22 protein-coding genes and 1 pseudogene are annotated in these 23,120 nt (G+C 66.8%); 7 read left to right on the top strand and 16 right to left on the bottom strand.

All coding sequences use genetic code 11. The features are described 5' to 3' along the window. Nucleotide 1: 1 nt before the first annotated feature. Nucleotides 2-529, bottom strand: coding sequence for a PadR family transcriptional regulator (locus tag ACFVJ3_RS37505; protein ID WP_378456869.1), 528 nt, complete (start codon nucleotides 527-529; stop codon nucleotides 2-4). A gap of 103 nt (nucleotides 530-632) precedes the next feature. On the opposite strand from ACFVJ3_RS37505, the gene ACFVJ3_RS37500 reads away from it, so the two are divergent. Continuing rightward, complete coding sequence (locus tag ACFVJ3_RS37500; RefSeq protein ID WP_378456868.1) at nucleotides 633-1,094, top strand: DUF1707 domain-containing protein; 462 nt, start codon at nucleotides 633-635, stop codon at nucleotides 1,092-1,094. On the opposite strand, the gene ACFVJ3_RS37495 is transcribed toward ACFVJ3_RS37500, so the two are convergent. Beyond that, nucleotides 1,084-1,794 carry a tyrosine-protein phosphatase gene (locus ACFVJ3_RS37495; protein WP_378456867.1) on the bottom strand — a complete coding sequence of 237 codons (711 nt, stop codon included), beginning with the start codon at nucleotides 1,792-1,794 and terminating at the stop codon, nucleotides 1,084-1,086. The two genes, ACFVJ3_RS37500 and ACFVJ3_RS37495, sit on opposite strands and share 11 nt — an antisense overlap. A 216-nt stretch (nucleotides 1,795-2,010) precedes the next feature. Between ACFVJ3_RS37495 and ACFVJ3_RS37490 the strand changes: the two genes are divergently transcribed. The 3 genes from ACFVJ3_RS37490 to ACFVJ3_RS37480 all read left to right on the top strand — a co-directional run bounded on the left by ACFVJ3_RS37490 (nucleotide 2,011) and on the right by ACFVJ3_RS37480 (nucleotide 2,883). Beyond that, the gene (locus ACFVJ3_RS37490; protein WP_378456866.1) at nucleotides 2,011-2,337 is read left to right on the top strand and encodes a hypothetical protein; all 327 of its coding nucleotides are present in this window, start codon (nucleotides 2,011-2,013) and stop codon (nucleotides 2,335-2,337) included. A gap of 94 nt (nucleotides 2,338-2,431) precedes the next feature. After that, nucleotides 2,432-2,626, top strand: coding sequence for a hypothetical protein (locus ACFVJ3_RS37485; protein WP_378456865.1), 195 nt, complete (start codon nucleotides 2,432-2,434; stop codon nucleotides 2,624-2,626). A gap of 5 nt (nucleotides 2,627-2,631) precedes the next feature. After that, entirely contained in the window at nucleotides 2,632-2,883 is a 252-nt protein-coding gene (locus ACFVJ3_RS37480; RefSeq protein ID WP_378456864.1) for a hypothetical protein, read from the top strand. 57 nt (nucleotides 2,884-2,940) lie between these two features. Here ACFVJ3_RS37480 and ACFVJ3_RS37475 read toward each other — a convergent pair whose 3' ends face one another. The 5 genes from ACFVJ3_RS37475 to ACFVJ3_RS37455 are packed head-to-tail and all read right to left on the bottom strand — an operon-like array spanning nucleotide 2,941 to nucleotide 7,329. Then, the gene (locus ACFVJ3_RS37475; RefSeq protein WP_378456863.1) at nucleotides 2,941-3,354 is read right to left on the bottom strand and encodes an OsmC family protein; all 414 of its coding nucleotides are present in this window, start codon (nucleotides 3,352-3,354) and stop codon (nucleotides 2,941-2,943) included. Then, nucleotides 3,351-4,715, bottom strand: a complete 1,365-nt coding sequence (locus ACFVJ3_RS37470) for an LLM class flavin-dependent oxidoreductase (RefSeq protein ID WP_378456862.1) — start codon at nucleotides 4,713-4,715, stop codon at nucleotides 3,351-3,353. Before ACFVJ3_RS37470 ends, ACFVJ3_RS37475 begins: the two co-directional genes overlap by 4 nt. Before the next feature lie 12 nt (nucleotides 4,716-4,727). Further along, nucleotides 4,728-5,813 carry an NrtA/SsuA/CpmA family ABC transporter substrate-binding protein gene (locus ACFVJ3_RS37465; RefSeq protein WP_378456861.1) on the bottom strand — a complete coding sequence of 362 codons (1,086 nt, stop codon included), beginning with the start codon at nucleotides 5,811-5,813 and terminating at the stop codon, nucleotides 4,728-4,730. A 38-nt stretch (nucleotides 5,814-5,851) separates the two neighbouring features. Then, a complete protein-coding gene (locus ACFVJ3_RS37460) occupies nucleotides 5,852-6,589 on the bottom strand; it encodes an ABC transporter ATP-binding protein (RefSeq protein WP_378456860.1) in 738 nt (245 codons plus the stop codon). Then, nucleotides 6,589-7,329 carry an ABC transporter permease subunit gene (locus ACFVJ3_RS37455; RefSeq protein WP_378456859.1) on the bottom strand — a complete coding sequence of 247 codons (741 nt, stop codon included), beginning with the start codon at nucleotides 7,327-7,329 and terminating at the stop codon, nucleotides 6,589-6,591. The genes ACFVJ3_RS37460 and ACFVJ3_RS37455 overlap by 1 nt, the downstream gene beginning before the upstream one ends. 348 nt (nucleotides 7,330-7,677) lie before the next feature. Here ACFVJ3_RS37455 and ACFVJ3_RS37450 point away from each other — a divergent pair, with 348 nt between their 5' ends. Both ACFVJ3_RS37450 and ACFVJ3_RS37445 read left to right on the top strand, forming a co-directional pair. Then, complete coding sequence (locus ACFVJ3_RS37450) at nucleotides 7,678-8,301, top strand: GntR family transcriptional regulator (RefSeq protein ID WP_378456858.1); 624 nt, start codon at nucleotides 7,678-7,680, stop codon at nucleotides 8,299-8,301. A gap of 102 nt (nucleotides 8,302-8,403) precedes the next feature. Further along, nucleotides 8,404-9,117, top strand: coding sequence for a DUF3105 domain-containing protein (locus tag ACFVJ3_RS37445; protein WP_378456857.1), 714 nt, complete (start codon nucleotides 8,404-8,406; stop codon nucleotides 9,115-9,117). 292 nt (nucleotides 9,118-9,409) lie between these two features. Here the strand turns inward: ACFVJ3_RS37445 and ACFVJ3_RS37440 are convergent, their stop codons facing one another. Next, nucleotides 9,410-10,384 (bottom strand): nucleoside hydrolase, encoded by a 975-nt coding sequence (locus ACFVJ3_RS37440; protein WP_378456856.1) that lies wholly within the window; start codon nucleotides 10,382-10,384, stop codon nucleotides 9,410-9,412. A 93-nt stretch (nucleotides 10,385-10,477) separates the two neighbouring features. After that, nucleotides 10,478-10,843: a peroxiredoxin gene (locus ACFVJ3_RS37435; RefSeq protein ID WP_011593566.1), complete on the bottom strand. Its 366-nt coding sequence runs from the start codon at nucleotides 10,841-10,843 to the stop codon at nucleotides 10,478-10,480. Nucleotides 10,844-11,009: 166 nt separating this feature from the next. Between ACFVJ3_RS37435 and ACFVJ3_RS37430 the strand changes: the two genes are divergently transcribed. Then, nucleotides 11,010-11,891 carry a poly-gamma-glutamate hydrolase family protein gene (locus tag ACFVJ3_RS37430; RefSeq protein ID WP_378456912.1) on the top strand — a complete coding sequence of 294 codons (882 nt, stop codon included), beginning with the start codon at nucleotides 11,010-11,012 and terminating at the stop codon, nucleotides 11,889-11,891. Nucleotides 11,892-11,895: 4 nt separating this feature from the next. On the opposite strand, the gene ACFVJ3_RS37425 is transcribed toward ACFVJ3_RS37430, so the two are convergent. The 7 genes and pseudogenes from ACFVJ3_RS37425 to ACFVJ3_RS37395 all read right to left on the bottom strand — a co-directional run bounded on the left by ACFVJ3_RS37425 (nucleotide 11,896) and on the right by ACFVJ3_RS37395 (nucleotide 22,993). After that, the gene (locus ACFVJ3_RS37425; RefSeq protein WP_378456855.1) at nucleotides 11,896-13,182 is read right to left on the bottom strand and encodes a protein kinase; all 1,287 of its coding nucleotides are present in this window, start codon (nucleotides 13,180-13,182) and stop codon (nucleotides 11,896-11,898) included. Nucleotides 13,183-13,474: 292 nt separating this feature from the next. Beyond that, a complete protein-coding gene (locus ACFVJ3_RS37420; RefSeq protein ID WP_378456854.1) occupies nucleotides 13,475-14,866 on the bottom strand; it encodes an NAD(P)/FAD-dependent oxidoreductase in 1,392 nt (463 codons plus the stop codon). Nucleotides 14,867-14,945: 79 nt separating this feature from the next. Next, a complete protein-coding gene (locus tag ACFVJ3_RS37415; protein WP_378456853.1) occupies nucleotides 14,946-17,027 on the bottom strand; it encodes an AAA family ATPase in 2,082 nt (693 codons plus the stop codon). Nucleotides 17,028-17,123: 96 nt separating this feature from the next. Then, nucleotides 17,124-18,222 (bottom strand): annotated as a pseudogene (locus tag ACFVJ3_RS37410) (CapA family protein). 10 nt (nucleotides 18,223-18,232) lie between these two features. Further along, nucleotides 18,233-18,622 (bottom strand): hypothetical protein, encoded by a 390-nt coding sequence (locus tag ACFVJ3_RS37405; protein ID WP_378456911.1) that lies wholly within the window; start codon nucleotides 18,620-18,622, stop codon nucleotides 18,233-18,235. A 150-nt stretch (nucleotides 18,623-18,772) separates the two neighbouring features. Continuing rightward, on the bottom strand, nucleotides 18,773-21,811 hold the full coding sequence (locus ACFVJ3_RS37400; RefSeq protein ID WP_378456852.1) for a kelch repeat-containing protein: 3,039 nt from the start codon (nucleotides 21,809-21,811) through the stop codon (nucleotides 18,773-18,775). Between the two features lie 351 nt (nucleotides 21,812-22,162). Next, a complete protein-coding gene (locus ACFVJ3_RS37395; protein ID WP_378456851.1) occupies nucleotides 22,163-22,993 on the bottom strand; it encodes a diguanylate cyclase domain-containing protein in 831 nt (276 codons plus the stop codon). Between the last annotated feature and the right edge of the window lie 127 nt (nucleotides 22,994-23,120).

Genomic DNA, 23,120 nt, shown 5'->3' with positions numbered 1-23,120 from the left:
GTCAGCGACTTCCCTGCCCCAGACGGTTTCCGACGCGATCGAACCATTCGAGTACCGCACGTTCGTACACGATCCCGAAGTCGAGCGTGGCCAGCGCGAATCGGTTGGAACCGTGCACCGCGGCGTCACGCTCGTACTCGGCGAGCTGACTTTCGTGCGCTGCGCGGTGCGCGTCCAGCATCGCGGCCAAGCGCTCGGGCGGAAGGTGCGCGCCGAACGCGACGGTGAGCAGCATCGGATAACGGATGTTCTCCGGGCCGGGGTCGCGCTCGATCCACTCCGCGAACGCCCGGCGACCGTCGTCGGTGAGCGTGTAGGGCTTGCGCTCGCGGGCGCCCCGTTCCCCCGCCTCGATCAACCCGGAGCGTTCCATTGCGGCGAGCTCCCGATACACCTGGCTGGTCGTGATCGACCAGAATTTGCCGATGCGTTCCTGCGCGGTCACCACCAGGTCCCATCCGGTTTTGGTTCCCTCGTGCAGGAACCCGAGGAGCGATGCCGCAGTGGCGTTGAGGGGGCGTTCGGGCATGGCACGGTCCTTCGCGCAGTCGGGGGTTGACATTCCACTGTGGCATATCGATCATGGTAGGAGCGACATTCCACAGTGGAATGTCATTGCTGAGGAGGGTCCGATGCAGTACGCGGACAACATCCGGATATCCGATTCCGAACGCGAGCAGATCGTCGGTGAACTCGGGCGGCACCTCACCGCAGGGCGACTGACCATCGGCGAGTTCGACCAGAGGGTGGCACAGGTGTATCAGTCGACCACCCAACAGCAGGCGCATCAGGTGTTGGGTGATCTTCCGTCGGCACCCCCGGCCGTTGCCACCGCGCGGGCCGGGGCACCGGTGGCCCGCCCCGCGCGGCGTCGCATCCCGGGTCACCAGCGGATCGAGTGGCTCGCCTGGCTCGCCGCCGGAGGACTCAACATCGCGATCTGGGGCATCGTCTCGCTCGCAACCGGCGTGATGATCTACCCCTGGCCGATCTGGGTGATCGGCCCGTGGGGGTTGGTGCTGCTGGGCAGGACACTGCTCGGCCGCGAGGGTGGGTGCAGCAAGATCACCGGCGCTCTGCTGGTCACCCGGTGAAACGCGCGATCCAGAGTCGGATCGTCTCGTCGGTGGCACCGTGCGCCCGCAGCCACGCGTGCATGCCGCCCGGGTGGGTGTCCCAGCGGGCCAGGACACCCTCGATGGCCTCGGGGACCGCACCCCGGAGATCGCGGTCGTTGGGATGCGCCTGGCCGAGTTCGGGAGCGAAGCGGGTAATGCGGGCAACGACAGCGTCCATGTGCTGGTTGGTCGATTCGTAGTCGGCAACGATGTCATCGGGCTCGACTCCGGCCGTGCGCAGCAGCAATGCCACTGCGACCCCAGTGCGGTCCTTGCCTGCCGCGCAGTGCAGCAGCACCGGGCCGGGGGCGGTGGCCGCCACCCGCAGGACGTCTACGAGCCGATCCCCCGCGTTGGTCAGAATCCCGAGGTAGACGTCGGCGAGTCGGGCACCCTGGTTCGGCGCGGCGACCTCGGCATCGGACAGCAGCGAGATCTGGTGCACGGCGGTTTTCTCCGATTGCAACGGATGCACCCGGGTCGCGAACTCCCGGGGACTGCGCAGGTCGACGACGGTGCGGGCCGGCCACTCATCGACCGCGGTGGGTCGGGCGTCGCCCGGCGCCGGCAGAGCGCTGCGGTAGAGCACCCTGGCACGGGTCCGGCATCCCTCGGCGAGGGGAAGCCCGCCGAGGTCGCGCAGGTTGGGAAGGACCTCGAGGTCGGTGACGGTCATAGGAGCTTCCTTCCGAGGTAAAAGCCTGTGACCAGGCCAAATGGTCCGTGTCCCCACCCGACGACGGCTGCGAGGACCAGAAGATAGGTATACCCCCCGGTGATTCGGCCGATGCGCCATCCCGACGTAGTGGGCGACGATGTGACCTGTCTCATACTCACGAACCGGGGTCGCCCGTTGGTCCGACGCCGCCACTGACGGAGGGTGCTCGCACCAATGAATGCAGAACCGATTACCTGCGGTGACTACGTCACGGCCACCTTCGCGCGTGATTTCGTCGCCGAGGGATTCGACCACGACGCTGTCGAACGCATCCACAGCGGTCTGTTCGACGAGTGGAGTTACGCCCTTGCCCAATCGGGTCTGTTCACCAACAGAACCGTCGCGGCCGCGCTGCACTCCTGGCAGGACGACCCGCATTCCCTCCTGAACGCCCTGCTCGCGAACGCGGACGAGATGACCCTCAAGCGCTACGGCCTCGTCTGGGAGGCACTGGAACGCGCCCATGCCGGTTCGGCCGAGCCCCTCGTCGAATACGCATGACGCGGCCGCCGACGGCAGTGGCACCCCGAAGCCCACCCCAACCGTTCGACCCCACCTTCACAGACACCACCGACCACACCGACGAACGAGAACAATGAGTACCAACACGTATCCCACCCTCGAAACCATCCGCATCGGGCAGTCCGGTCACGAATGCCGCTACTGCGGGCACGCCGTCGCCAAGGACGGCCCGGGCTACCGGCACACCACTACCGGTCAGTACCGCTGCGATCCCGCCAGTCGAGCATTGAACGAAGCCCGGCTGTCCAACAGCATGGTTCGGAGCTGAGCGCGATGAACGTGCACGCGATGCAGGTGAGCGCGGCGCCCGAAGGGCTCGGCCGGTACCGCGACGCGGTCGATGCGCTGCGGGCCTTCGACAGTCCCGGCCAGCGGACCGACCCCCGCACGGCGCTGCTGTTCGACAGTCTCACCGATGATCTGATCGAGGCAGCCCAGACGGCCGGCGCGGGCGACACGGTTCCACAGCACGACCTCTTCGCGGTGATCGACACCGCGATCTCCCGCACGCGCCCGTCACTCTGACCCTCCTGCGCCACGCGAGCGTTGTAAGGCGCACCCCGGTCCGATCGAATCGCTCCGTTAGGAGTGGGCTGTGGTGGTCAACTCGATTCCGCTTCCCCGCCTGATGGTGTTGTAGATCGGGCAGGACGCCGCGAACTTCGCGGCCAGTGAGTCGGCCGTCGGCTGGTCCACGCCGTGCACTTCGATGCGCACGTCCGTGAAATCGTAGCGAGTCGGGTCGGCCGTACCCCGTCGATGTGAAGCGTGCACCTCGATGTGGGTCACGCGGATGTCGTCGGCCTCGGCGTTGGACTGAATGTTCGCCATCGCGCACGAAACGATCGCTGCCAGGAGCAGTTCGCCGGCCTGGATGGCCTCGGCCGGGCCGAACCTCGAATCCGAGACGAGGTGGTTCTCGCGGGCATCGAGGATGAATCGTCCCGGCGCCCCGGATACCGTGTGCCCGGACACTTCCGCCAAGTCGGAACTCACAGTGCGGCCCCGGCGGCTCGACGCACCCGGTTGGCCCACTCCCCGCTCTGCACTCGGGGCAGCCCGAGGTTCTCGCGCAGGGTGCTCCCCTCGTATTCCTTGCGGAACAGTCCTCGCTTCTGCAATTCGGGAACCACGTGACGGGTGAAGTCCTCGAATCCGCCCGGCTGGTACGGCGCCTGGACCATGAACCCGTCGCAGGCCCCCTGCCCAAACCATTCCTCCAGTCCGTCTGCGACTTCTGTTGCAGTGCCGATGAATCCACCTTCGACGCGACCGCCGTAGCGCTTCCCGAGCTCGCGCAGAGTCAGCCCCTCCCGCTCGGTCATCTCCCTGACCTCCTGGTAATGGCCTTCGACGCCGGGAACCTCGACATCGGGGAGCCGCTCGTCGAGTGGGAACGTCGACAGGTCCACGTCCAAGTGGTACGCGAGTGTGGACAGTCCACCGAGGGGCGGTACGAGATCGAAGAGTTCTTCGAATGTCTGCTGCGCGATCGCCGTCGTGGCCCCGACGACGGGCGCGATGGACGGAAGGATCTTCACAGCCTCGGGGTCGCGGCCGTGAGCGGCGGCCCGTTCCTTGATCTCCTTGTAGAAGTCCTGCGCCGATTCGAGGGACGCATGGCTGCAGAAGATCACGTCGGACCACCGTGCCGCGAAGTCCTTGCCCTTGGCGGACGCGCCGGCCTGGATCACCACGGGGTAGCCCTGCGGAGGCCGGGGGACGTTGAGCGGGCCCTGCACGGTGAACCAGTCACCCTTGTGACGGATCGGGTGCACTCGATCCGGATCGGCGAACAACGGCTGTTCGGTGTCGAGGACGAGCGCGTCGTCCTCCCAGCTGTCCCAGAGCTTTCCCGCGACCTCGAGGAACTCGTCGGCCCGCTCGTAGCGCTGTTCACGGGGGAACTGTTCGTCCCGGTTGAAGTTTCGCGCTTCCGACTCCTGGAACGAGGTCACCACATTCCAGGCCGCACGTCCCTCGGTCAGGTGGTCCAGGGTGGCGAAGGACCGCGCGACGGTGAACGGTTGCGCGTACGTGGTAGAGACCGTGGCGGCGAGGCCGAGGTGCGACGTGACCGAACCCATCGACGACAGCACGTGAAGTGGGTCGAGTCGCATCGAACCGAGTGCACCGTTGCGTAGCTGGGAATCCGGGCTGCCGCCGAAGCGGTCGGGCACCGAGAGGATGTCCGCGAAGAACGCGAGATCGAAACGAGCGTCCTCGAGGGTGCGAGCGATGTTCTGGTAGTAGCCGGCGCTGAGCCAGCCGGGAACCGATGCCGGGTATCGCCAGCCGCCGGGCCGACCCGGGCCCGCGGTCACGAAGGCGGCCAGATGCATACGAGAGGGAGACATGTGCGGTGATACCTACTTCGCGAGCGCTTGAGTGATGACTGACTTGATCGAGTCGAAACGCGAATCCTGCAACCACGTTGTCACGTCGACCCGGTCCGGGTACACACCGAGATCGTGGAAGTTGTCCGCGAGGTCCTGGGTTCCGCTGATCGCCGCCGCATCGAGCGCAGCGAATTCACCTGCACCGGAATAGGACAAACGTCTCGCCTTCACCAGGTCGAGATACACCTGCTCCTCGAGATCGCTGTTCCCGAATCCACCCAGTTCGGCGAACGCGGAGACCGCGACCTCCGGGTTGCCGTCTATCCAGCGCTGCGCATCGCGCACGTTCCGGACCAGTGTGGCCGCGGCATCCGGGTGGTTGAATGCGAAGTCCTCACTCGCGACGAAGAAGGCGTAGTCGTACGTCTTCACGTCGGGAAGCGCGACCGCATTGTGTTTCCGCTTGGCCAACTCGATGGTGGGCTGCCAGCTGATCCACGCATCGACCTTGCCCTCCGCGAAGGCGGCCTCCGCATCTGCGGCAGGAAGATTGACGTACTCGATGTCGTCGAGTGTGAGACCGACCGGTTCCAGATACTTCACCAAGCTGTACGTGCCGGTGGTGCCGCGATGATCCGCGACTTTGCGCCCTCGCAGATCTGCACCCGACTTGATGTCCGATCCCTGCGGAACCAGGATGTCGACCTCGTTGGCGGGAAGTGGATAGGCAACCAGCGGAACGATCGGCACACCGCCGCCGATGGCGTAGATCACCGCGGTGGCGGTGGCGAAGGAGAAGTCGACACTTCCCGATTTGACGGCCTCCATCACCGGGAGCGACGCCGGGAAACCTGACGGCCACTGGACGGGAACCCCCAGATCCTTGGCGAGGTCGAATCCGCCCAGGTTGTTGCGCAGGATCGTGCCGGGCTCGGCCTTCCCGTCGCCGATCAATGCGTATCGCACCTCGGTCAGCGGGCCGTCCGCTGCGCCGGATGCCGACGCAGCGCAGCCGGTCAGCGAGAGGGCGGAGAGGCCCAGGACTCCGGCGCCGGCGGCCCTGAGGAATCCCCGCCGATCGAGGGCGCGGAGTTGTGAAGTGACGCGGGGTGACATGAGAATGAGGGCCTTTCCGAGAAAACCACAGAAGTGGACTAGGGATACGAGAGTGCGTTGTCTGCCTGGAGGAGTCCGTCGAGCAGCTCCTCCTTCCAGGCCGCGAGTTGGGCGTCTCCGCGGTGTCGTGGTCGGGCGTGCGGGATCCTCAGATCGCGGGTGATGCCCTGTTCGGTCAAGAGCAGAACGCGGTCGGAGAGCACCAGTGCCTCTTCCACGTCGTGGGTCACGAGCAGTACCGTCCTCGGCTGCTCGGCGAGGACGCGTTCGAGAAGTTGCTGCATCGCCACGCGGGTGATCGCGTCCAGGGCACCGAACGGCTCGTCGAGCAAGAGGACGTGAGGCCGATGCAGCAACGCCCGGGCCAGCGCCACCCGTTGACGCTGCCCTCCGGAAAGCTCTGACGGCCAGTCTTTCTCACGCCCCGACAGACCTACGTCGTTCAGCAGCTCGAGTGCGCGTTCGCGTTGGTGCCGAGTTCCGAGCTGCACGTTGTCCAGGACGTTCCGCCATGGAAGCAGACGGTCCTCCTGGAACATCATCCGCGACATCGTGCCGCCCGACGTGCCGCCGGTGGATTCGACGACACCGTGCGTCGGTTGTTCGAGCCCGGCGACGATCCTCAGAAGCGTGGACTTGCCGACCCCGCTGGGGCCGAGGAACGAGACGAACTCACCGGGCTCGACGGTCAGGTCGATATCGTGGAGAACAGTCGTGTCACGGTATCGGTTGCCGATGCCGACCAGATCGAGGCCGACGAGGTTGGTGGCAGGCATCAGCGATTTCCTCCCTGGTAGTGGGGATTCCAGCGCAGGACACGGGCCTCGATCAGCCGGGTGATCTGGTCGGCGAGCAGTCCGGCGACGGCGTACAGCAGGATCGCGAGAACGATGCGGTCGTTGCGCAGCATGTCCCGGCCGTTCTGAGCGAGGAATCCGATGCCCTCACTGGTGGCAATCGTCTCGGCGATCACCAGCGTCAACCAGGCGACGCCGAGTGCATAGCGGATGCCGGTCAGAATCATCGGCATGGCTCCGGGAACGATGATGTCCCGAATTCGGGCGCCTCGACCCAGCCCGTAGGACTCGCCGAGCTGAACGAGTTTCGGATCGACGGTGCGGATTCCCGCGACCGTGTTGAGGTACACCGGAAAGATCACACCCAGCGTGACGAGCACGACCTTCGGGAGTTCACCGATACCGAACGCCGCGATCAGCAGCGGGACCAGGGCGAGGTGTGGGAGCGCGCGCAACATCTGCAGGGTGCGATCCACGAGTCCCTCGGCGATTCGCGAGAGCCCGACTACGAAGCCGAGCACGAGTCCGATCGAGGCTCCGAGGGTGAACCCGATCAGAATTCGGCGCACGCTGACCGTGAGGTGTCTCTGCAGCTCTCCGGCGGTCCACAACTGCTCTGCCGTGGCCAGGACCTTGCTGGGCGGAGGCAGGATGGAGGGCGAGATCGCCCCGGTCGAGGACGCCCACTGCCAGCCGAGGATCACGAGGATGGGCACCACCCATGGCAGTAACACCGACGGTTGAAGTCGGCGGCGCGTGGCGGCGCGTCGCGGCCGACGGCGATCCTCCCCCGTCGGCTCGGCCCGGGTCGGGCGCGGTGCGGCAAGTTGCGTCTCAGACATTCCCGACGACGTCCGATCCGACGGGTGCTGATTCTCTGCTACGGACTTGCCGTGCTGAGTGGGTATTCATGGCTTCTCCTTGTGCTGACGCGGAGGAGCCTACGAACGACTGCACATCTCTGTCTGCATCTGTATACACATGGATTCAAACCCTTTACTTCGGTTACTCGCCTCTGGTAACGCTTGCTCCGTGGCATGGCGTTCGTGCCCGGACAGGGGAACTCGGTGGAGAGAGAATCATCGGCGTACAAACAGCTGCGTGAGCGGATCACCGGCGGCGCCGACCGGCCCGGGACGATGTTGATACCGGCGACCATCGGTGCGGAACTGGGACTGTCCCGTACACCGGTACGGGAAGCGTTGCAGCGACTCGAAAACGAGGGCCTGGTGGTCCAGGCGCCGCGTGGGTACCGGGTGCGCGAGCGAACTCCCGAGGAGGTGCTCGAGATCTGCGAGGCACGAATCGCACTCGAGTCCGCGATCGCCTACTCCGCCGCGACCCGCCACACCGAACTGGACCTGGCGCGGTTGAGCCGGTTGTTCGAGCAGGCGATCGAATCACCCGATCCCTCGACAAGCCTGGCGCTACACAACGAGTGGCACAGCGCGCTTCGCAGCGCCGCTCACAATCAGACCATCGCACAGCTGATGGACCGACTCGACGCCCAGTTGCGGGTCTACGACGCGGAGGAAGCCCAGGCCTCCTCCAATCTGCAGCAGATCGAAACGGAACACCGCGAGATCCTGACCGCCGTGCAGAGCGGCGACGCCGAAAAGGCGCGGATCCTGATGATTGCGCACCAGGCTCGTACCCGCGATCTGCGAATCGCAGCGATGGCCAGACGGTAGATCGCCGCACCGTAGTCCAGCCGGGCGCTGTTCCACCGTCTACTACCATGCTTCGTAGATGGGGATGCGCGGTCAGGCCCCCGGTGAGACGAAGGATCGGCTATGACGAACGACCGCGGCGAAGGCCCGAACTCTCGACCGTCACCGGGCGGAATGCGGCGCCTCCCCTGGCTGCTGCTCGCCGCTGTCGTGGTCGTCGTGGGAGCGGTCGCCGTCGTTGCCTACGCGCTGACCTCCGGAACTGACGACGGCCGCGACTTCTCGCGGAGCGCGGACAATCCGGACCCGTCACTGGGAATCGAAGGGATCGTCACCATCGACTATCCGCCCGCCGCCCATGTGCAGGCACCGCAACGGGTGGCGTACGACCAGACTCCCCCGTTCGGCGGTGCACACGACCAGTACTGGGCTACGTGCACGGGAATTGTCTATCCCGAAGCGATCCGCAGCGAGAACGCCGTGCACTCTCTCGAGCACGGCGCCGTGTGGGTGACCTACGACCCGGACCGACTGAGCGCCGACGAGGTCTCGACATTGGCAGCGAAGGTCGACGGCGAACCGTACACCCTGATGTCGCCGTACCCCGGTCTCGATTCGGCGGTGTCCCTTCAGTCGTGGGGTCACCAACTGAAACTCGACGACGTAACCGATCCCCGGATCTCCGACTTCCTCACGGCGTTACGTCAGAACCCGAACACCTACCCGGAACCGGGGGCAACCTGCTCGACGGTGCGAGGTGGATTCGATCCAGCCGACCCGCCACCGTTCGATCCCTCCGCACCGGGTGCGGATGCAGTTCCGGTCGACGGCAAGTAGTCGCGTCGGCGGACGTTGCCACATCACTTCGGACGATCTCGGGATCCTGCGGTCGACGCCGAAATTTACCTCCCGAAAATGTGCCCGGTTTTGTCGATATCGCGATCGCCGATTCGACGAATAAGTAGGAGCACATGAGGAGGTGAGAGCGATGTTGACGGCACATCTGTTGTCCGGTCTGACCAGTGAAGAGGTCGATCTGATCGTGGCGGAGGAACTGCATCTGCTCGACGCCGTCGTATGAGGTCCGTCGACGCCGTGTCGAACACCGGCAGGTGACGTATCGGCGCTGCTAGCCGGTCGAGACCGATCCGGGAGAATCTGCGTCGAGTGTGGCGGTGATCCGCGCTCCGATCGAACGGTAATCGAGGTCGGTCACGAATCGATGTGCCGGCCCCCGTACTGGATTGACGCCCCACACGGCGGCCCGGCCGTCCTCGTGATGCACCCGAGGTTGGGCGTCGGTGGCGGTCAGCACGACCGCGGGGTCGAGCATCACGGCGGCCGCGACGGAATCGTGCGCGGTGTAGATCGGGTCCTCGGCGCGGTATGTGCTGGTGCAGTACCGGTGATAGTCCTCGGTGATGTCGCGGACGAAGGTCGCAGTCTTTCCCACCGCGGAACGAGCGTCGACATCGGCCCAGGCCAATCGGAGTCGGCCGGTGACATTCATTCCCACCCACGTAATCTTCCCAGGCGCTGCAGCGACCACCATGGCCGCGGCTGGATCGTGGTTGGCGTTGGTGTCACCTTTCCCGAGGAATTGTGGTTGTGCTGCGGCCTCGACGTCTCTACGGGAGGCGGGTCCCATGCCGCCCATGATGGTGACCGAACGGGACCGGGTCAGGACCCGTGGGTCGCGTGTGACGGCAGCGGCGATGTTGGCGAGCTGACCCAGGCACAGCAGGTCCACCGCGCCGGGCCGCTCCTCGGCGACGCGGAGCAATTGATCGACGGCGGACTCGGGCGCCGGACCCACGCCCGGTGGTGGCCGATAACCGCGGTCGCCGAGTCCGTCGAGTCCGTGCGGGGAGCGGGTGGCAGGGGGCGTGCCGGGACGTGGTTGTCCGATGCACACCGGAACGTCGCATAGGCCGGCGACGGCCAGAACGGTGAGGGCGTTCCGCGCGGCCTGCCGTTCGGGGCAGTTCCCGAATACGGTTCCGACACCGACGATCTCGGTTCCGGGGTGGTGTGCAACGGTGAGCAGAGCAAGGGCGTCGTCGACGCCGATGTCGGTGTCGACGAGTACGTAGCGATCGGTCACTGCCGGCCCTGTTCCCCGTGATCCCAGATCGAATCGACTCGATTACTCACGCGCGCAGTGTAACTGGACCCGGCGCCTCGCTCGCTCCGCCGGTCAGTAGCTGAAGGTGACCGCCCCTTCGTCGCCGATCCATTTCCACATCGGCACTGTCCCGGCAAGTTCGGCATTCGATACCAGCGCGTCCTTGTCCAGGTGCTTGGCCTCGAAGCAGATCGGACACACCATGTAGATGCCGCCCGCGGTCGCGAATCGTGCCGCCAGATCGGGAAGCGGCGGACAACCTTCGCAGGCCACGCCCTGAATCGTGCCGTCGAGCGCGAGCCGTACCGCTTCTTTCGTGAGAAACATCAGCGTCTCGCGCTGTTGCTCTGCCGCGCCGACCGCGACCAGAAACGCAACCGTCACCTTCTCGGCGTCCTCGAGACCGGTGGTGAGACTGACCACTGCTTTATTACTCATGGATTCGAGTCTTCGCCGCGCGAGGACTGCCGACAAGGGGCCTCATCGAATCACGGCATTCGCACGCGACGAGATCGGTGGCGGTTGCTCGTTTCGACCGCACCCGCAACGGATTCGCGCCTAACCTGAAGAGGTGTTCGAACAGCGTCCGTTTCAGCAGTTTTCGATGCCGTTGCGCCTCGCAGTCCGTCACGATCGCTCCACCAATGCATCGGCCGGCGAACGTATCGGGATTCACCCGCGGATGTTGGCTCGACTGGGAGCGGCGCCGCGTCAGCAGGCTCGCGTGAGCCACGGGGAAACGACCGCACTGTTCACGCTAATCCCGGACACCGATGTGGAAGAGATCGACACCATCCGGATAACAGAGGGGGGCTGTCGGCGGCTCGGCGCGGCGCCGGGACAGACGGTGATTCTCGACCGTCGGTGCACCGCCCCCGCGATGACCGAGGAAGAGGCCGAAACCGAGGGCGAGTTCATCGAGCGACTCGAAGACGACGGGCGACATCACCGTCTCGTGGTTCTGGCACCGCACGGTGGCGCCATCGAAACCCGAACGGATCAGCAGGCTGAACAGGTCGTCGATTCGCTCGGATCACGCCATTCGACCCTGTGGACGTGTAAAGGGTGGCGACCGGGAGGTAACGCTTATCGGGCATGGCACATTTCCTCGGGCGATCTCAGCGTGCACAGCTTTCCGCTTCTACGCTCCCTGTCAGCGAGACGATTCCAGTGGGCGCTGTCGTTTCACGGCTACCGAGGAAACGAAGTCCTCATCGGCGGCCTCGCTCCCGCGCGGCTCAAGTCGGACGTCCGGAACGCGATCGCGAAGGCCCTCGACGGAAGCGGTGTCTGTGTGCGCGTGGCCGAACCCGGAGAACGGCATAGCGGTGAATCCGCGTCCAACCTGGTCAACCGCCTGACCATCGACGCTGCCGGCGGAATCCAAATCGAACAACCGCGATCCGCGCGGACGCTGCACGGCCGAGCGATCGCCGCGGCTGTCAGCGAGGTCTACGACTCCTGGATCGCCACCGACAATCGTTGAGACTTCACGGGCCCGCGGGAGCCCAGCACGGCCCGTCCGGAGGCGGGGTGTGCACGTAACCGGGATAGCACGGCAGCACCTGCGGCGCAGGCGCAGGCGCGGGGGCAGGGGCAGGGGCAGGGGCCGGGGCCGGTACGGGGGCCGGTGCATTCGCCGGTGGCGAGCCGGGCGAGAGACACGGACCGTCCGGGGGCGGGGTGTGCTCGTACCCCGGGTAGCACGGCAGCACCTGCGGAACGGACGCTACCGGGGGCGGTGCGGGCGTCGGCACTATCGGTGGTGCTTGCGGTGCCGGAGTGGGTGTCGGGACGACTTCCTCTGGAACGGGTGCCTCCGCGACCGGCGTTTGCGTCGGTGGTGGTGCTTGCACCGGCGGCACCTGCTCGGCAGCGGTCGGGTTCCCCTTGGCGGTCGGTGACGACGACGGCGATGCCGGCCCGGCCGCGCCCGACGACGGCGTCGGCACGGCGACGTCGGGTGACGACGTTCCCGACCCGATGATCACGCCGCCGACAATCGCGACAGCGATGATCGCGGCGAACGCAAGTCCGGCGACCACGAGACGGCGGTTCCGGTCGATCGGAGGGGTCGCGGGACTGGGCTCGGCGGCAGGCTGTTGCGGTGGCGCCGCGACGCGAGCGGCGGCGGCGAGTTCGCCAACCGATCGATAGCGCCGCGCGGGGTCGACCGCCGTTCCGCGTGCGATCACGGCGGCCATGCCGACGGGCGGCGTCGGGATCGCCGATGTCGGGAACACCTCGCCGGTGAGGCACTCGTACAACACGCTGGTCAGGCCGTAGACGCCCGAGGCGGCCCCGAAAATCGTGGGGAGCCCGACATCGGTGAGCTGGATCAGTCCCCCGTCATGCACGACGACGTTCGCCGATGACACTTCCTGCTCGACCAGCCCGGCCGCGCGCGCGGCCTCCAGCGCCGACGCCAGTTGCTCGACGACGCCGACCGCCCGCGATACCTCCATCGGTCCGGTGGACTCGAGGATCGTCCGCAGATTCGTGCCCTGGGTCGGCGGCGTTGCGAGAAAGAGTCGGTTTCCGATCTGCCCGAAGTCGTGGATCGGGACTACATGCGGGTTTCGGATCTGCGCCGCGATGCCTACTTCCCGTTCGAACCGGTCGCAGAATTCGTCGTCCTCGGTAGCATCCGGCGGCAGCACCCGCACCACGACGTGCCGGAACGTGACAGTGTCGAACGCCGCCCAGACCTCGCCGCTCACATCCACCGTCAGCGGACGGTCCAGCCGGTATTTGCCGAATAGCGCTCCAACTTGCATTGCCACTCTCCGCGCTCGAATCGGCCGCGTCTGCGGGACTGTGCACCCGAAATTCTAGGCGGTGACGGCCGTCGGTTCTCGTTGGAGACGATCAACGCACGTCGAACGCGCCGAAACCGGACTCACCGCCGGTGGATTATCGCGGACGGCGCCGTGACGATCGAGTGTTGTCGGGAGTGCCGGGTCGTGTGCTCGTATGCGCAGAACGCATCATGTCCAGCCCCGGCCCGGGGCCGCCCCGACTCAGGGTACAACGTGATCTGGCGGATCCAGCACTGGATTCGCGTCGGCGTCAACACTGATCGGTGACCTGATTCCGCTCGCCAGCGGCGTCAGGGTGCACGGATCGGGCGGGGTGCCACACGTTCTGACGCAGGACCCGCAGCAGGGTCCCGGGGCTCATCAGCCGCTCGGGACGATCGATCAGGGCGGCGACGCGGATGAAGGCAGTAGCGAGCACGGGATCGTGCACGGCGGCTTTGTGCAGGCGCTGGATGTAGACGTTTCCGATCCGCATCTTCGGGCTGCGGTGTCCCATCACTTCCGGGAAAGCCAGGTCCCCGCCGACCGACATGTCCCATGGAACGTCGATCACCTTCGCGACATCGCGGAAGAAGCCGCGTGCGTGTGGCTCGGTCCCTCCCTGCAGGTGACGGTGCAGCGTGAGTGCCTCGAGCGCTGCCACGGTCATCCCCTGTGCATAGATCGGGTTGAAGCTGCACAGACTGTCCCCCGTTACGAGGAAGCCGGCAGGGAAGAGCGACAGTCGTTCATACCGTCTGCGGACGCTCGCCGGAAACCGGAATGTCCGGGCTTGCTCGAGCGGCTCGGCGTCCCGGATCACCTCGGAGAGGTCGGGGATCCGCAGGGACGAGGCAAAGTCGAGGAAGCCGTCCGGATCGGTCGGCGGATAGTCGCCGAGCATCCCCATCAACGTCACCAGGAAACGGTTTCCCTCGAGCAGCTGTAGCGCACCCCCGCGCGGAGAATCGGGTGTCGGACCGATCACGATCCCTCGGTCGTCGCCCAACCCCGGCGCCGGGGCTCGGTAGATGCGGGTGGCGTAGCCGAGACCGACGTGCACCTTCTCCTCGTCCGGGCGTCCGAAGCCGAGATCCACCAACCACATCGGGGCGCGCGAGCCCCGTCCGGTCGCGTCCACCACCAGGTCGGCGTCGAGGATCTCCTCGGTACTGCCGTCGGCCCGCCGGAGAACACGGACCCCGGTGACGCGCAGGCGGTCGGGCGTCGTGGTGATGCCCGCGGCATCGCAGCGGTCCACGATGGTGACCCCGGCCAGTTCGCTCACCCGGGCACGCACGTAGCCCTCCAAGAATGGCCGGCTGGCGCTCACGACGGTCATTCCGCTCTCCGGCTGCGGAAATCGGTGCCCACTCAGGCACCACCGCACGTCGCGCAGGTTGTCCAGGGTCGGCACCCCCAGCCCGACCAGGTCGTCGGTGAAGCTCGGGAACAGCTCCTCCAAGATTTGCTGGCCGCGTTCGATCAGCACGTGGGTGTGGCGGCCCTGAGGAACACACCGGCGCGGCTCGGCTGTGCCCGGGAGGTGGTCGTGATCGACCACAATCACCTGCGAATACGCTTCGGACAGTACGCGGGCCGCAAGCAAGCCGGCCATGCCGGCTCCGAGCACGACCGCTCGGTTTCCGATCTGAGTTGTCATGGGAGCCTCCTCGATTGGATACGAGGAGAATGCAAGCATTCGGTGCTCGATCACCAGTCCGAATACTGCTCATTCGTGTTCACTGCGGGTGTCCGTAGACGTCCAGGTCCCATAACCACGAGACGATCCGCGCGACACCTTGTGTGAGGTGGCGCCGATATGTGCTGAACGGCACTCCGAGCACCCGGGCGGCGGCCTCCTGGGTTCCGGCCGGGCGCAGGTACGTCCGGTCGACCGCCCGCAGCAGTTTGTCGTCGCGTGGGTTGTCGGCCAGCGAGTCCACCGCGTCGCGGAGCACGCTGTCGAGTTCGGCGACGTCCGGCTCCCCATCGCTGCGATCGCACACGACCCGGGTGCGCATCAACGGGTTTCGCCGGAGCAGGTCGGGGCGGTGCCAGTCGTGCAAAGCCTGCCGGACCGCCTGCTCGAACTCGGGTTGCGACAGTACCAGCAGGTCCGGCGCCGGTCGCAGAGGTGCGGAAGGGCTCTCGGACAATGCGGCTTCGGTTACCCGCTCGAGCCACTCGTCGACCGGGACACGACGGAAGTCGTGCGCGAACAGCCCGTACGTTCGGGCGCCCACCTCGAAATCGGCACCCTCGGCGCGCGGAAGGTCGGCGACCGCGAAGTACTCGTTCCACCGGTCAGGCTCTGCAAGTGTGAGGAAATCCCAGGACAGGCTCGGTGTGCACAGGTACCGCTGCATGGTGATGATCGGAATGGCGTTCATCGTGGGCGATGGGTCCTGATAGGTGTCCCGGTCGACGACGAACCGGGTCTGGGTGACGGTCTCCCCCGTTCGCGGAGGCGAGTGCCCGCGGGCGAACTGCCAGGCCGCCGCGGCACCCGGATCCGATGCCAGATCGTCCGCGGACGCGAGGCTCAGATCGATGAGACCGAAGAATCCACGAGGCGCACCGTCGGGACGGCGCACGATGTAGAAGCCGTCGGGCTGGCATTCGTACCAGGCGGCCGCTATGGCCGCCGCCTCCGCACCCTCGTGTAGTCGGGTGAACTCGACGATCGTCTCGCGATCCGCCGGTGAAGCGGGTTCCGGATAGTGCCGGCCCCACGATTCCCAATCCACCGGGGACAGGATCCCGGGCAGATTGCGAAACACGAACTTCAGGTCGAAGATCACGCGCTGCTGTTCGCGCCCGGTACACGACAGAAGCGAGTGGCGAATGTGCCGGCACACGCGGTGGAAGACGTCGGTGTAGGCGTCGAGGTCGCGCCACCGCAGGTCCGCGTCGATGACTTCGCGGGCCATTTCGTGTGGGGCCAGGCCATCCGGGCCTGCGTCGACGAACGACAGCTGTCGCAGCCACCCGAACATCTCATGCGTGTCCTCGAGCCCGAGGGCGTCACGCAACAGTGGCTCGGTAGTCACTCGGGCGAGGGCGCACACCTCGAGCGCCCGCCGATGCGCGGGGCTCGGCACCACCGCGATGAACCGCTGCATCAGCTCCCCCATGAGGTCGGGGGTCAACGGATCGGCCGCCACCTCGCCGCCGCGGGATGCCACGTCGGCCAACAGCGCCAGCGCCAGCGGATGGCCGTGCGTGGCCCGGCAGATCCGTTCGTGCAGCGGCGGCGGCACCCCCACTGCCCGGAGAAACTCTCTGCTCTCCTGCGGGGTGAGATTCCGCAGGGACACGACCCGCAACAACTCGGACCACGCCGCGTCGGACCGCCATTCGGAGCTGGGCGGTGTCCGGGCCGCGATCACGGTGAGCGCCGTTGCCGGTAGTCGCGGCAGCAATTGCGTGCGCACCCACTCGTCGATCGGCGCCAGAACCTCGTATGTGTCGATGAGGACGCAAAGTCGTTCCTCCTCCCGCGCGATCACGCCCGTGTCAGGCACATCGACGGCCTCGCCCAACGCAGCCAGGACAGCCGACGGAGACGGCGGAATATCGCGCCCGTCGAGCCGGACGACCGACGCGCCCGTTTCCGCCGCGATCTCCGCGAACTCGTCGAGCAACGTGGTCTTCCCGATCCCTCCGGGGCCGTGCAGGAACAGCACGGACAACTGCGAATCGCCCGACTCCAGTCCGGCCCGAACCAATTCGCGCTCGACCCGGCGTCCGACGAAGGTCCGCCTGCGCCTCGAATTCAGGACGTCTCCGAGCAGTATCGAGGACTGTGCCGTGCCCTCCATACGTCCAATCTAGGAGCAGTTCCCTTCGAACAAAACCTTGGTGGGATCCGCTCAGCGGTGTGTGCACAGCGCGTCCGCTCCGTACACACCCGCCAGTTACCAGTTCGCGTGGTCCGCCCGTGCGACGAGGACGTCGTCGGCACCCGTATCGATGCGGGTGCCGAAGTCGCGGCTGATCCCGTCGAGAACCTGCCGCAGCCATTCGGTGTCACTTGTCGACGCGCGTTGCAGTTGCATCCGCCGGGATCTCATCGGCACCATTCGTAGCTCGAGCAGTTCGTGCGTGCGCGCGTCGAGGGTCACCAGGTAGAGCAGCCGCAGATCGTCGCGGTAGCGTTCGTGCCCCCGGATGCCCTCGTAGTCGTTGATCAGGTCGCCGCAGCCGTACAAGATCGGATGGCCACGATAGATTTCGACCGGCCGCGGGTGATGGGGACGAGTGCCCGAAGACCACGTCGACGCCACCGTCGACGAGCCGATGCGCGAACTCGATATGCGCATCCGGCACGTCGTATCCCCAGTTCGAACCCCAGTGCAGAGAGACCACCACCACGTCCGTGTCCCGCCGTATCAGCCGCGTCCGGTCGAGCACACGGTCCGCCTCGGCGCCGGTGGGTTCCGAAAGGTGGGCGACACCAGGCCGCCCCCGACGGGCCGCCCCGTGCGGCGAAACCCCGCTCGACGACATACCTGCCGCCCAGATCAACAGCCGACTCGTCCCGGCTTTCATGACCACGGGACACCACGCCTGCGCCACGGTGCGCCCCGCACCGACGGTCCGCACGCCGTTGCGGGCCAGCGCGTCGACGGTCTCCACGAGCCCATCGGCACCGAAGTCGAGAAGGTGATTGTTCGCCAGAACGCAGACGTCGATCTGCGCAGCGGTGAGCACTCCCAGGTTCGACGGATGCATTCGGTAGTTGATTCCCTTGGACGCGAAGCGCGCACAGGTGGTGACGGTCGTTTCCAGGTTGATCACCCGGGCGTGGGGCTCCGCCGCGTCGAGGACGCGCAACGCCTCACCCCACGGCCACCCGAACCCGACGGGGCCGGGGATCGGGCCGTTTCGCTTCTCCGCCAACGCCACGTACTCGCGGGCATCGCGGACGCAACGCTCCCTCAACTCCGGGTCGCCGGGAAAGGGGAGGATCTGGTCGACTCCCCTGCCGGTCATCACGTCGCCGGCGAGGAACATCGTGATGGTGTCAGGCACGAACGCCGGCTCGGTCGAGTTGAGAGACCCGTTGCGGGCTCAGCTCGAGGATGACACCGATATCACGCACCGAGAGACCCGATCGGCGCAGATGCGCCACCGCGGCCCGCGAGGCCCGCGCCGCACATTCCTGCGCGTGGGCGGCGGACTCGACCTGCAAGTGGGCCGCTCGGGCCTCCATGAGCGCCGCCGAATCCCCAATCTCGTAGTCGAGGACCACCTCGATGTCCTCGGCCGGCACATCCTCGACCAGATGCACGGCATCCGCCACCATGGCAGAAACCTGATCGAGCCGCCGCGCCTGGGTGAGAGCCATCTCGACTCCCGGAATCTCCACCACCCACCAGCCGCCACAACGGGTGGCCGTCGCCGTCACCTTCATCACGAACCACTTCCTACCCGGCCCGCATCTCTTGCGAAACTCGCCCCTCCAACGCCAAGTCTAGTCCCCCTCTACTGAGCACAACTACACGGACAAAAGACATTTGGCCTGACTGACCGCCGGACGATCGACCCGTCGACACCGGCACTCTCACCAGAAATCCAGTGCCTGTGCAGTCGCGGTGGACTCCGCGTGCGTGGGCCGTAGTGCACCGCCGATGGCGTAGACGGTGTGGCCGACCGTCGCAACGGACATCCCGTGCGCCCCGGTGGGCATGGGCGGCAATGATGACCAGGTCCCAGAGGCGACGTCGTAAGCCTCGACCGTCGACAGCACCTTGGTCGGCTGTTCACCACCGACCGCGACGATGCGGCCGTCGATGAACGCCGCACCGAGCCCGCCGCGCGGAGTGGGCATCGCAGGCAACGTAGTCCACGTTCCCGCGGCGGGGTCGTAGCGTTCGACCGCGCCGGTGTTCTGGTCCGACGCCAGGTCGCGCCCGCCGATGGCATAGAAGTACGTCCCGTCCGACACCCCGGCCAGATGCTCCCGTGAAGTGGGGATGTCCGAGACGGTCGTCCACTTCGAGCCGTCGAACACTTCGGTCGTCGGCACCAGTGCGCCGTCCGCCTGTCCCCCCGCGACCACGATCCTGTCGCCCACCACAGACGCGGCACCAGCCGCCCGCGGCTCGTTCAGCGGTGCAAGGTCCACCCACTTGCCATTCCGAAGCGCGAGCACCCGGTCCGACGTCTTGCCGGTGAGATTCGGACCTTCGGGCACCCAGCCTCCGAGGACCACCAACTCGCCCCCGTATTCGACCGCCATCGCATGGTTGAGCGGAACCGGAAGGTCGGGACCTGCCTTCCAGGTGTCGATGGCGGGGTCGTTCCCCTCGACCTTCGGGGTCGACCCCGCATTGTCGAGTCCGCCGAACACCCAGATCGTGCCGTCCGCGACGGCCGTCGCCGTCTGTTGACGGGCGATGGGCGCATCCCTCAGCGGACGCCACGCCGGCGCCCACTGGGTCTTGCGTGGCGCGATCTGCAGGGCCTCGGACACAGCAGTCGATTCGGCGTGTGTCGGTTTGATGCCGCCACCGACGGCATACACCGTGTTGCCGACCGCGCCGACCGCCATCCCGTGCCGCGGTGTCCGCAGAGCCGGCAATTGCGACCATGTCCCCGCGACCAAGTCGTAAGCCTCGACCGTCGACAACACCTTGGTCGGTTCTTCACCACCGACCGCGACGATGCGGCCGTCGATGAACGCCGCACCGAGCCCGCCGCGCGGAGTGGGCATCGCAGGCAACGTAGTCCACGTTCCCGCGACGGGGTCGAACCGTTCGACCGCGGCGGTGTTCTGGTCCGACGCCAGGTCCCGCCCACCGATCGCATAGAAGTACGTCCCGTCCGACACCCCGGCCAGATGCTCCCGTGGGGTGGGGACAGGCGAGACGGTCGTCCACTTCGTGCCGTCGAACACTTCGGTCGTCGACACCAGTGCGCCGTTCGCCTGTCCCCCGGCGACCACGATCCTGTCGCCCACCACGGCTGCGGCACCAGCAGCCCTCGGCTCGTTCAGCGGGGGCAGGTCCACCCACCGACCGTCGCGCATCGCCATCACCCGATCGGAGGCGACCGCGGTCAGGTTCTGACCTTCCGCTTTCCAGCCGCCGATCAGCACGGGTTCGTCGTTGAAGGTGACCGCCATCGCATGGTTGAGCGGGACCGGAAGGTCGGGGCCGGCCTTCCAGGTGTCGATGGCAGGGTCGAAGCCCTCCTGCCGAACCGAGACGCCGTTGTCGTCCAACCCTCCGAACACCCAGATCGTCCCGTCCGCGACTGTCGTTGCCGTCTGCTGGCGGGCAACACGGGCATCCTCGACCGGTCGCCACGCCGCAGTCGGGTCGACGGCAGGAGTCGCCTCGGCGTCCTGGGCGGTCGGTCCTGCGGTACCGGGTCCGGTGGTTTCTCGGAGCACGAGGTACCCGCCGCCCGCCAGTATCAGCGCGACGACCAGTGCGAGCGCGGTCAGGACGGCGCGCCGACCTTTGCGGGACTCTGCGATGCTGCCCGGACCTCCGGTCGGCGGCCAGGGCGGCGGGCCTGCCGGCGGCCAGAACGGCGGTCCCGAGGGATGAGAATCCGCCTGGAGTTGCTGGGTCGGTTCGACCCACTGGCGCGGACCGATGTCCGGATCTTCGTACCGGATTCGACGGTATCCATCGGTACCTGACTCCGGCCGGGGCGCCTCAGTCGTCGGCGCGGTCTCCAGGGGTGCCAGCGCCATTGCGTCCGAGCGCAGACCGATGTGTCGCTGTGCGGCTTGGAGTTCGTGTCCGAACTCCTCGGCGGTCGCCGGCCGGGCAGCGGGATTCGTCGCCATCGCCCTCTCGATCACGGCGCACACGCCGTCCGGGATGCCTTGGGCGCGCAGGTCCGGCACCGGCTGGCTGCTGATCCTCACGAATTGCGCAACGAGTTCCTCACCGGTCTTCCGCTCGAACGCCGCCCTCCCCGCGATCAGTGAATAGATCGTCGCGCCCAGTCCGTAGACGTCGGATCTCGCGGTCGGCGATTCACCGTTGAGCACCTCCGGCGCGGTGAACGCCAGTGACCCGGTGAATCCACCGGTGGCCGTTTCGTACCCGCCGGCGATGTGTGCGATGCCGAAATCGGTGAGTTGCGGCTCGCCGTAGTCGGTGAGAAGGATGTTCGCGGGTTTGATGTCGCGATGCAGCGTGCCGGTCCGGTGCGCCGTCTCCAAGGCTCCCGCCAACTTCACCCCGATGCTGATCGCCTCCGGCCAGGGCAGCGGACCTTCTCGGCGTATCTGGACCGCCAGTGAATCGCGCGGGTGATAGTGCATGACGATGTACGGGCGACCGGCGTCGGTCACGCCGACCTGCAGTATGTTGACGATGTTCGGGTGACCGGAGAGCCCACCCATCGCGTAACCCTCCCGCAGGAAGCGCTCGCGGTTCTCGGGGTCCAGGTCCGATGTCAGGACCTTGATCGCAACGATTCGACCCAGCGAACGCTGCAGGCAGCGGTACACGACACCGAACCCGCCCCGGCCGACCTCCTCGGCACCGGCGAACCCGGCAGCGTCCAACTCGGCCATGATCCCGTGGCCGACTGCACGGACCGACGCCGCCTGGGTCGCATCTGGGTCGAAATCGGCCATCGGGTGCCTCAGTTCCGTCCGACATCCACGACGGCGTCGCGGCGATGCCCGCTGAGCAGGGCAGACTTCGTGCCGGCGTGCACACACGTGTTCATCGCATTCACCTCTGATGCAGGTCGACCAGACAGCCGATGCGTTTCACCAGCAGTCGACGACGCGAATATCTTTCTGTCACAAGGGCGAAGCGCGGCGTCTTTCCGTCGTGTGTCGACGGGATCCGCCCTGTCCAAAAAGTATTCGACGGGACGGGATCCGCGTCAAGATGACAATTTCCCCTCCCTAGGGTGCCTATCGGCAGCCGCGACTTCATGTCACGCCGGCCGCAGTGCACCGATCGGGTCTGCTGCCGTCCTAGAAGGTGCCGTCGTAGAGCGCGTAACCACCCGCCCCCGCAGCCTTCGCCCGATACATCGCCGAGTCTGCCCGGCGGACGAGCTCTTCGCGGGTGCACTCCGCATCGGAGAGTGCAACACCGATACTGGCACTGATCGGCCAGTCGAGCGATTCTGCCCGGTTGAGGTCGGCGAGGCTCCCGGTAATCCGGGCCGCAATCGCCAGCGCTTCCGCTGCGCCCGCGACGTGCTCACACACCACCACGAACTCGTCACCGCCCAGGCGGGCAACGGTATCGCCCGGGCGCACCGCCGACCGCAGATGCCTGGCGAGAACGATCAGCGCGTCGTCGCCGCCGGCATGGCCGAGGCTGTCGTTGACGACCTTGAAGTCGTCGAGATCGACCAGCAACAGCGCAAGGCGCGTGCCGCCGCGCGGCGCGGCGTCCAGGGCCTCGTCGAGCCGGCGGCGGGCCAATGCGCGGTTCGGTAACCCGGTCAGCGGGTCGTGCAAGCTCTGGTGCACCAGCGCGGCTTCGGCCTCGATGCGGCGGATCGCCGCGGACAGCACCGCCGTCACCGAGCGCAGAAAGGTCAGGTCACGGTCGGCGTATTCGCGGGAACGACGACTGTGCGCGGTCAATACTCCCCACACCGCTTCGGAGCCGATCGGAACGCACACCCCGCTGTGCAGCCCGCGCCCGGTCATCCCGGCCGTGGAGAACCGGGTCTCGTGGACCCGATCGGCGCACACGATCACCGACCCGCTGGCGGCGGCATACCCGGGTTGCGAACCCCTTCCCGGGGCGAACGTCGTCGGCGAGGGCTCGGGCCCCCGATAGGCCAGCACGGCGAGTTCGCCGCCGTCTGACCGCGGAGCGCAGCGCGCAAGCCCGGTCCTTCAGGGCCGGGTTAGCGCATCGACTTCGGCCTACCGGGAGCACGGGGCGGTCGCCGCTGCTGCTCGATGTACTGCC

The sequence above is a fragment of the Rhodococcus sp. NPDC127593 genome, from assembly GCF_042671975.1.
Classification (GTDB): domain Bacteria; phylum Actinomycetota; class Actinomycetes; order Mycobacteriales; family Mycobacteriaceae; genus Rhodococcus_F.
The sequence above is the reverse complement of the archived record's forward strand: the minus strand, read 5'-3'. Positions and strand labels throughout refer to the sequence as shown.

Coding starts and splice junctions, on each gene's coding strand:
- ACFVJ3_RS37505 (WP_378456869.1), bottom strand. CDS start 529: ATGCCCGAACGCCCCCTCAACGCCACTGCGGCATCGCTCCTCGGGTTC.
- ACFVJ3_RS37500 (WP_378456868.1), top strand. CDS start 633: ATGCAGTACGCGGACAACATCCGGATATCCGATTCCGAACGCGAGCAG.
- ACFVJ3_RS37495 (WP_378456867.1), bottom strand. CDS start 1,794: ATGACCGTCACCGACCTCGAGGTCCTTCCCAACCTGCGCGACCTCGGC.
- ACFVJ3_RS37490 (WP_378456866.1), top strand. CDS start 2,011: ATGAATGCAGAACCGATTACCTGCGGTGACTACGTCACGGCCACCTTC.
- ACFVJ3_RS37485 (WP_378456865.1), top strand. CDS start 2,432: ATGAGTACCAACACGTATCCCACCCTCGAAACCATCCGCATCGGGCAG.
- ACFVJ3_RS37480 (WP_378456864.1), top strand. CDS start 2,632: ATGAACGTGCACGCGATGCAGGTGAGCGCGGCGCCCGAAGGGCTCGGC.
- ACFVJ3_RS37470 (WP_378456862.1), bottom strand. CDS start 4,715: ATGTCTCCCTCTCGTATGCATCTGGCCGCCTTCGTGACCGCGGGCCCG.
- ACFVJ3_RS37465 (WP_378456861.1), bottom strand. CDS start 5,813: ATGTCACCCCGCGTCACTTCACAACTCCGCGCCCTCGATCGGCGGGGA.
- ACFVJ3_RS37460 (WP_378456860.1), bottom strand. CDS start 6,589: ATGCCTGCCACCAACCTCGTCGGCCTCGATCTGGTCGGCATCGGCAAC.
- ACFVJ3_RS37445 (WP_378456857.1), top strand. CDS start 8,404: ATGACGAACGACCGCGGCGAAGGCCCGAACTCTCGACCGTCACCGGGC.
- ACFVJ3_RS37435 (WP_011593566.1), bottom strand. CDS start 10,843: ATGAGTAATAAAGCAGTGGTCAGTCTCACCACCGGTCTCGAGGACGCC.
- ACFVJ3_RS37430 (WP_378456912.1), top strand. CDS start 11,010: ATGCCGTTGCGCCTCGCAGTCCGTCACGATCGCTCCACCAATGCATCG.
- ACFVJ3_RS37425 (WP_378456855.1), bottom strand. CDS start 13,182: ATGCAAGTTGGAGCGCTATTCGGCAAATACCGGCTGGACCGTCCGCTG.
- ACFVJ3_RS37420 (WP_378456854.1), bottom strand. CDS start 14,866: ATGACAACTCAGATCGGAAACCGAGCGGTCGTGCTCGGAGCCGGCATG.
- ACFVJ3_RS37415 (WP_378456853.1), bottom strand. CDS start 17,027: ATGGAGGGCACGGCACAGTCCTCGATACTGCTCGGAGACGTCCTGAAT.
- ACFVJ3_RS37405 (WP_378456911.1), bottom strand. CDS start 18,622: ATGAAGGTGACGGCGACGGCCACCCGTTGTGGCGGCTGGTGGGTGGTG.
- ACFVJ3_RS37400 (WP_378456852.1), bottom strand. CDS start 21,811: ATGGCCGATTTCGACCCAGATGCGACCCAGGCGGCGTCGGTCCGTGCA.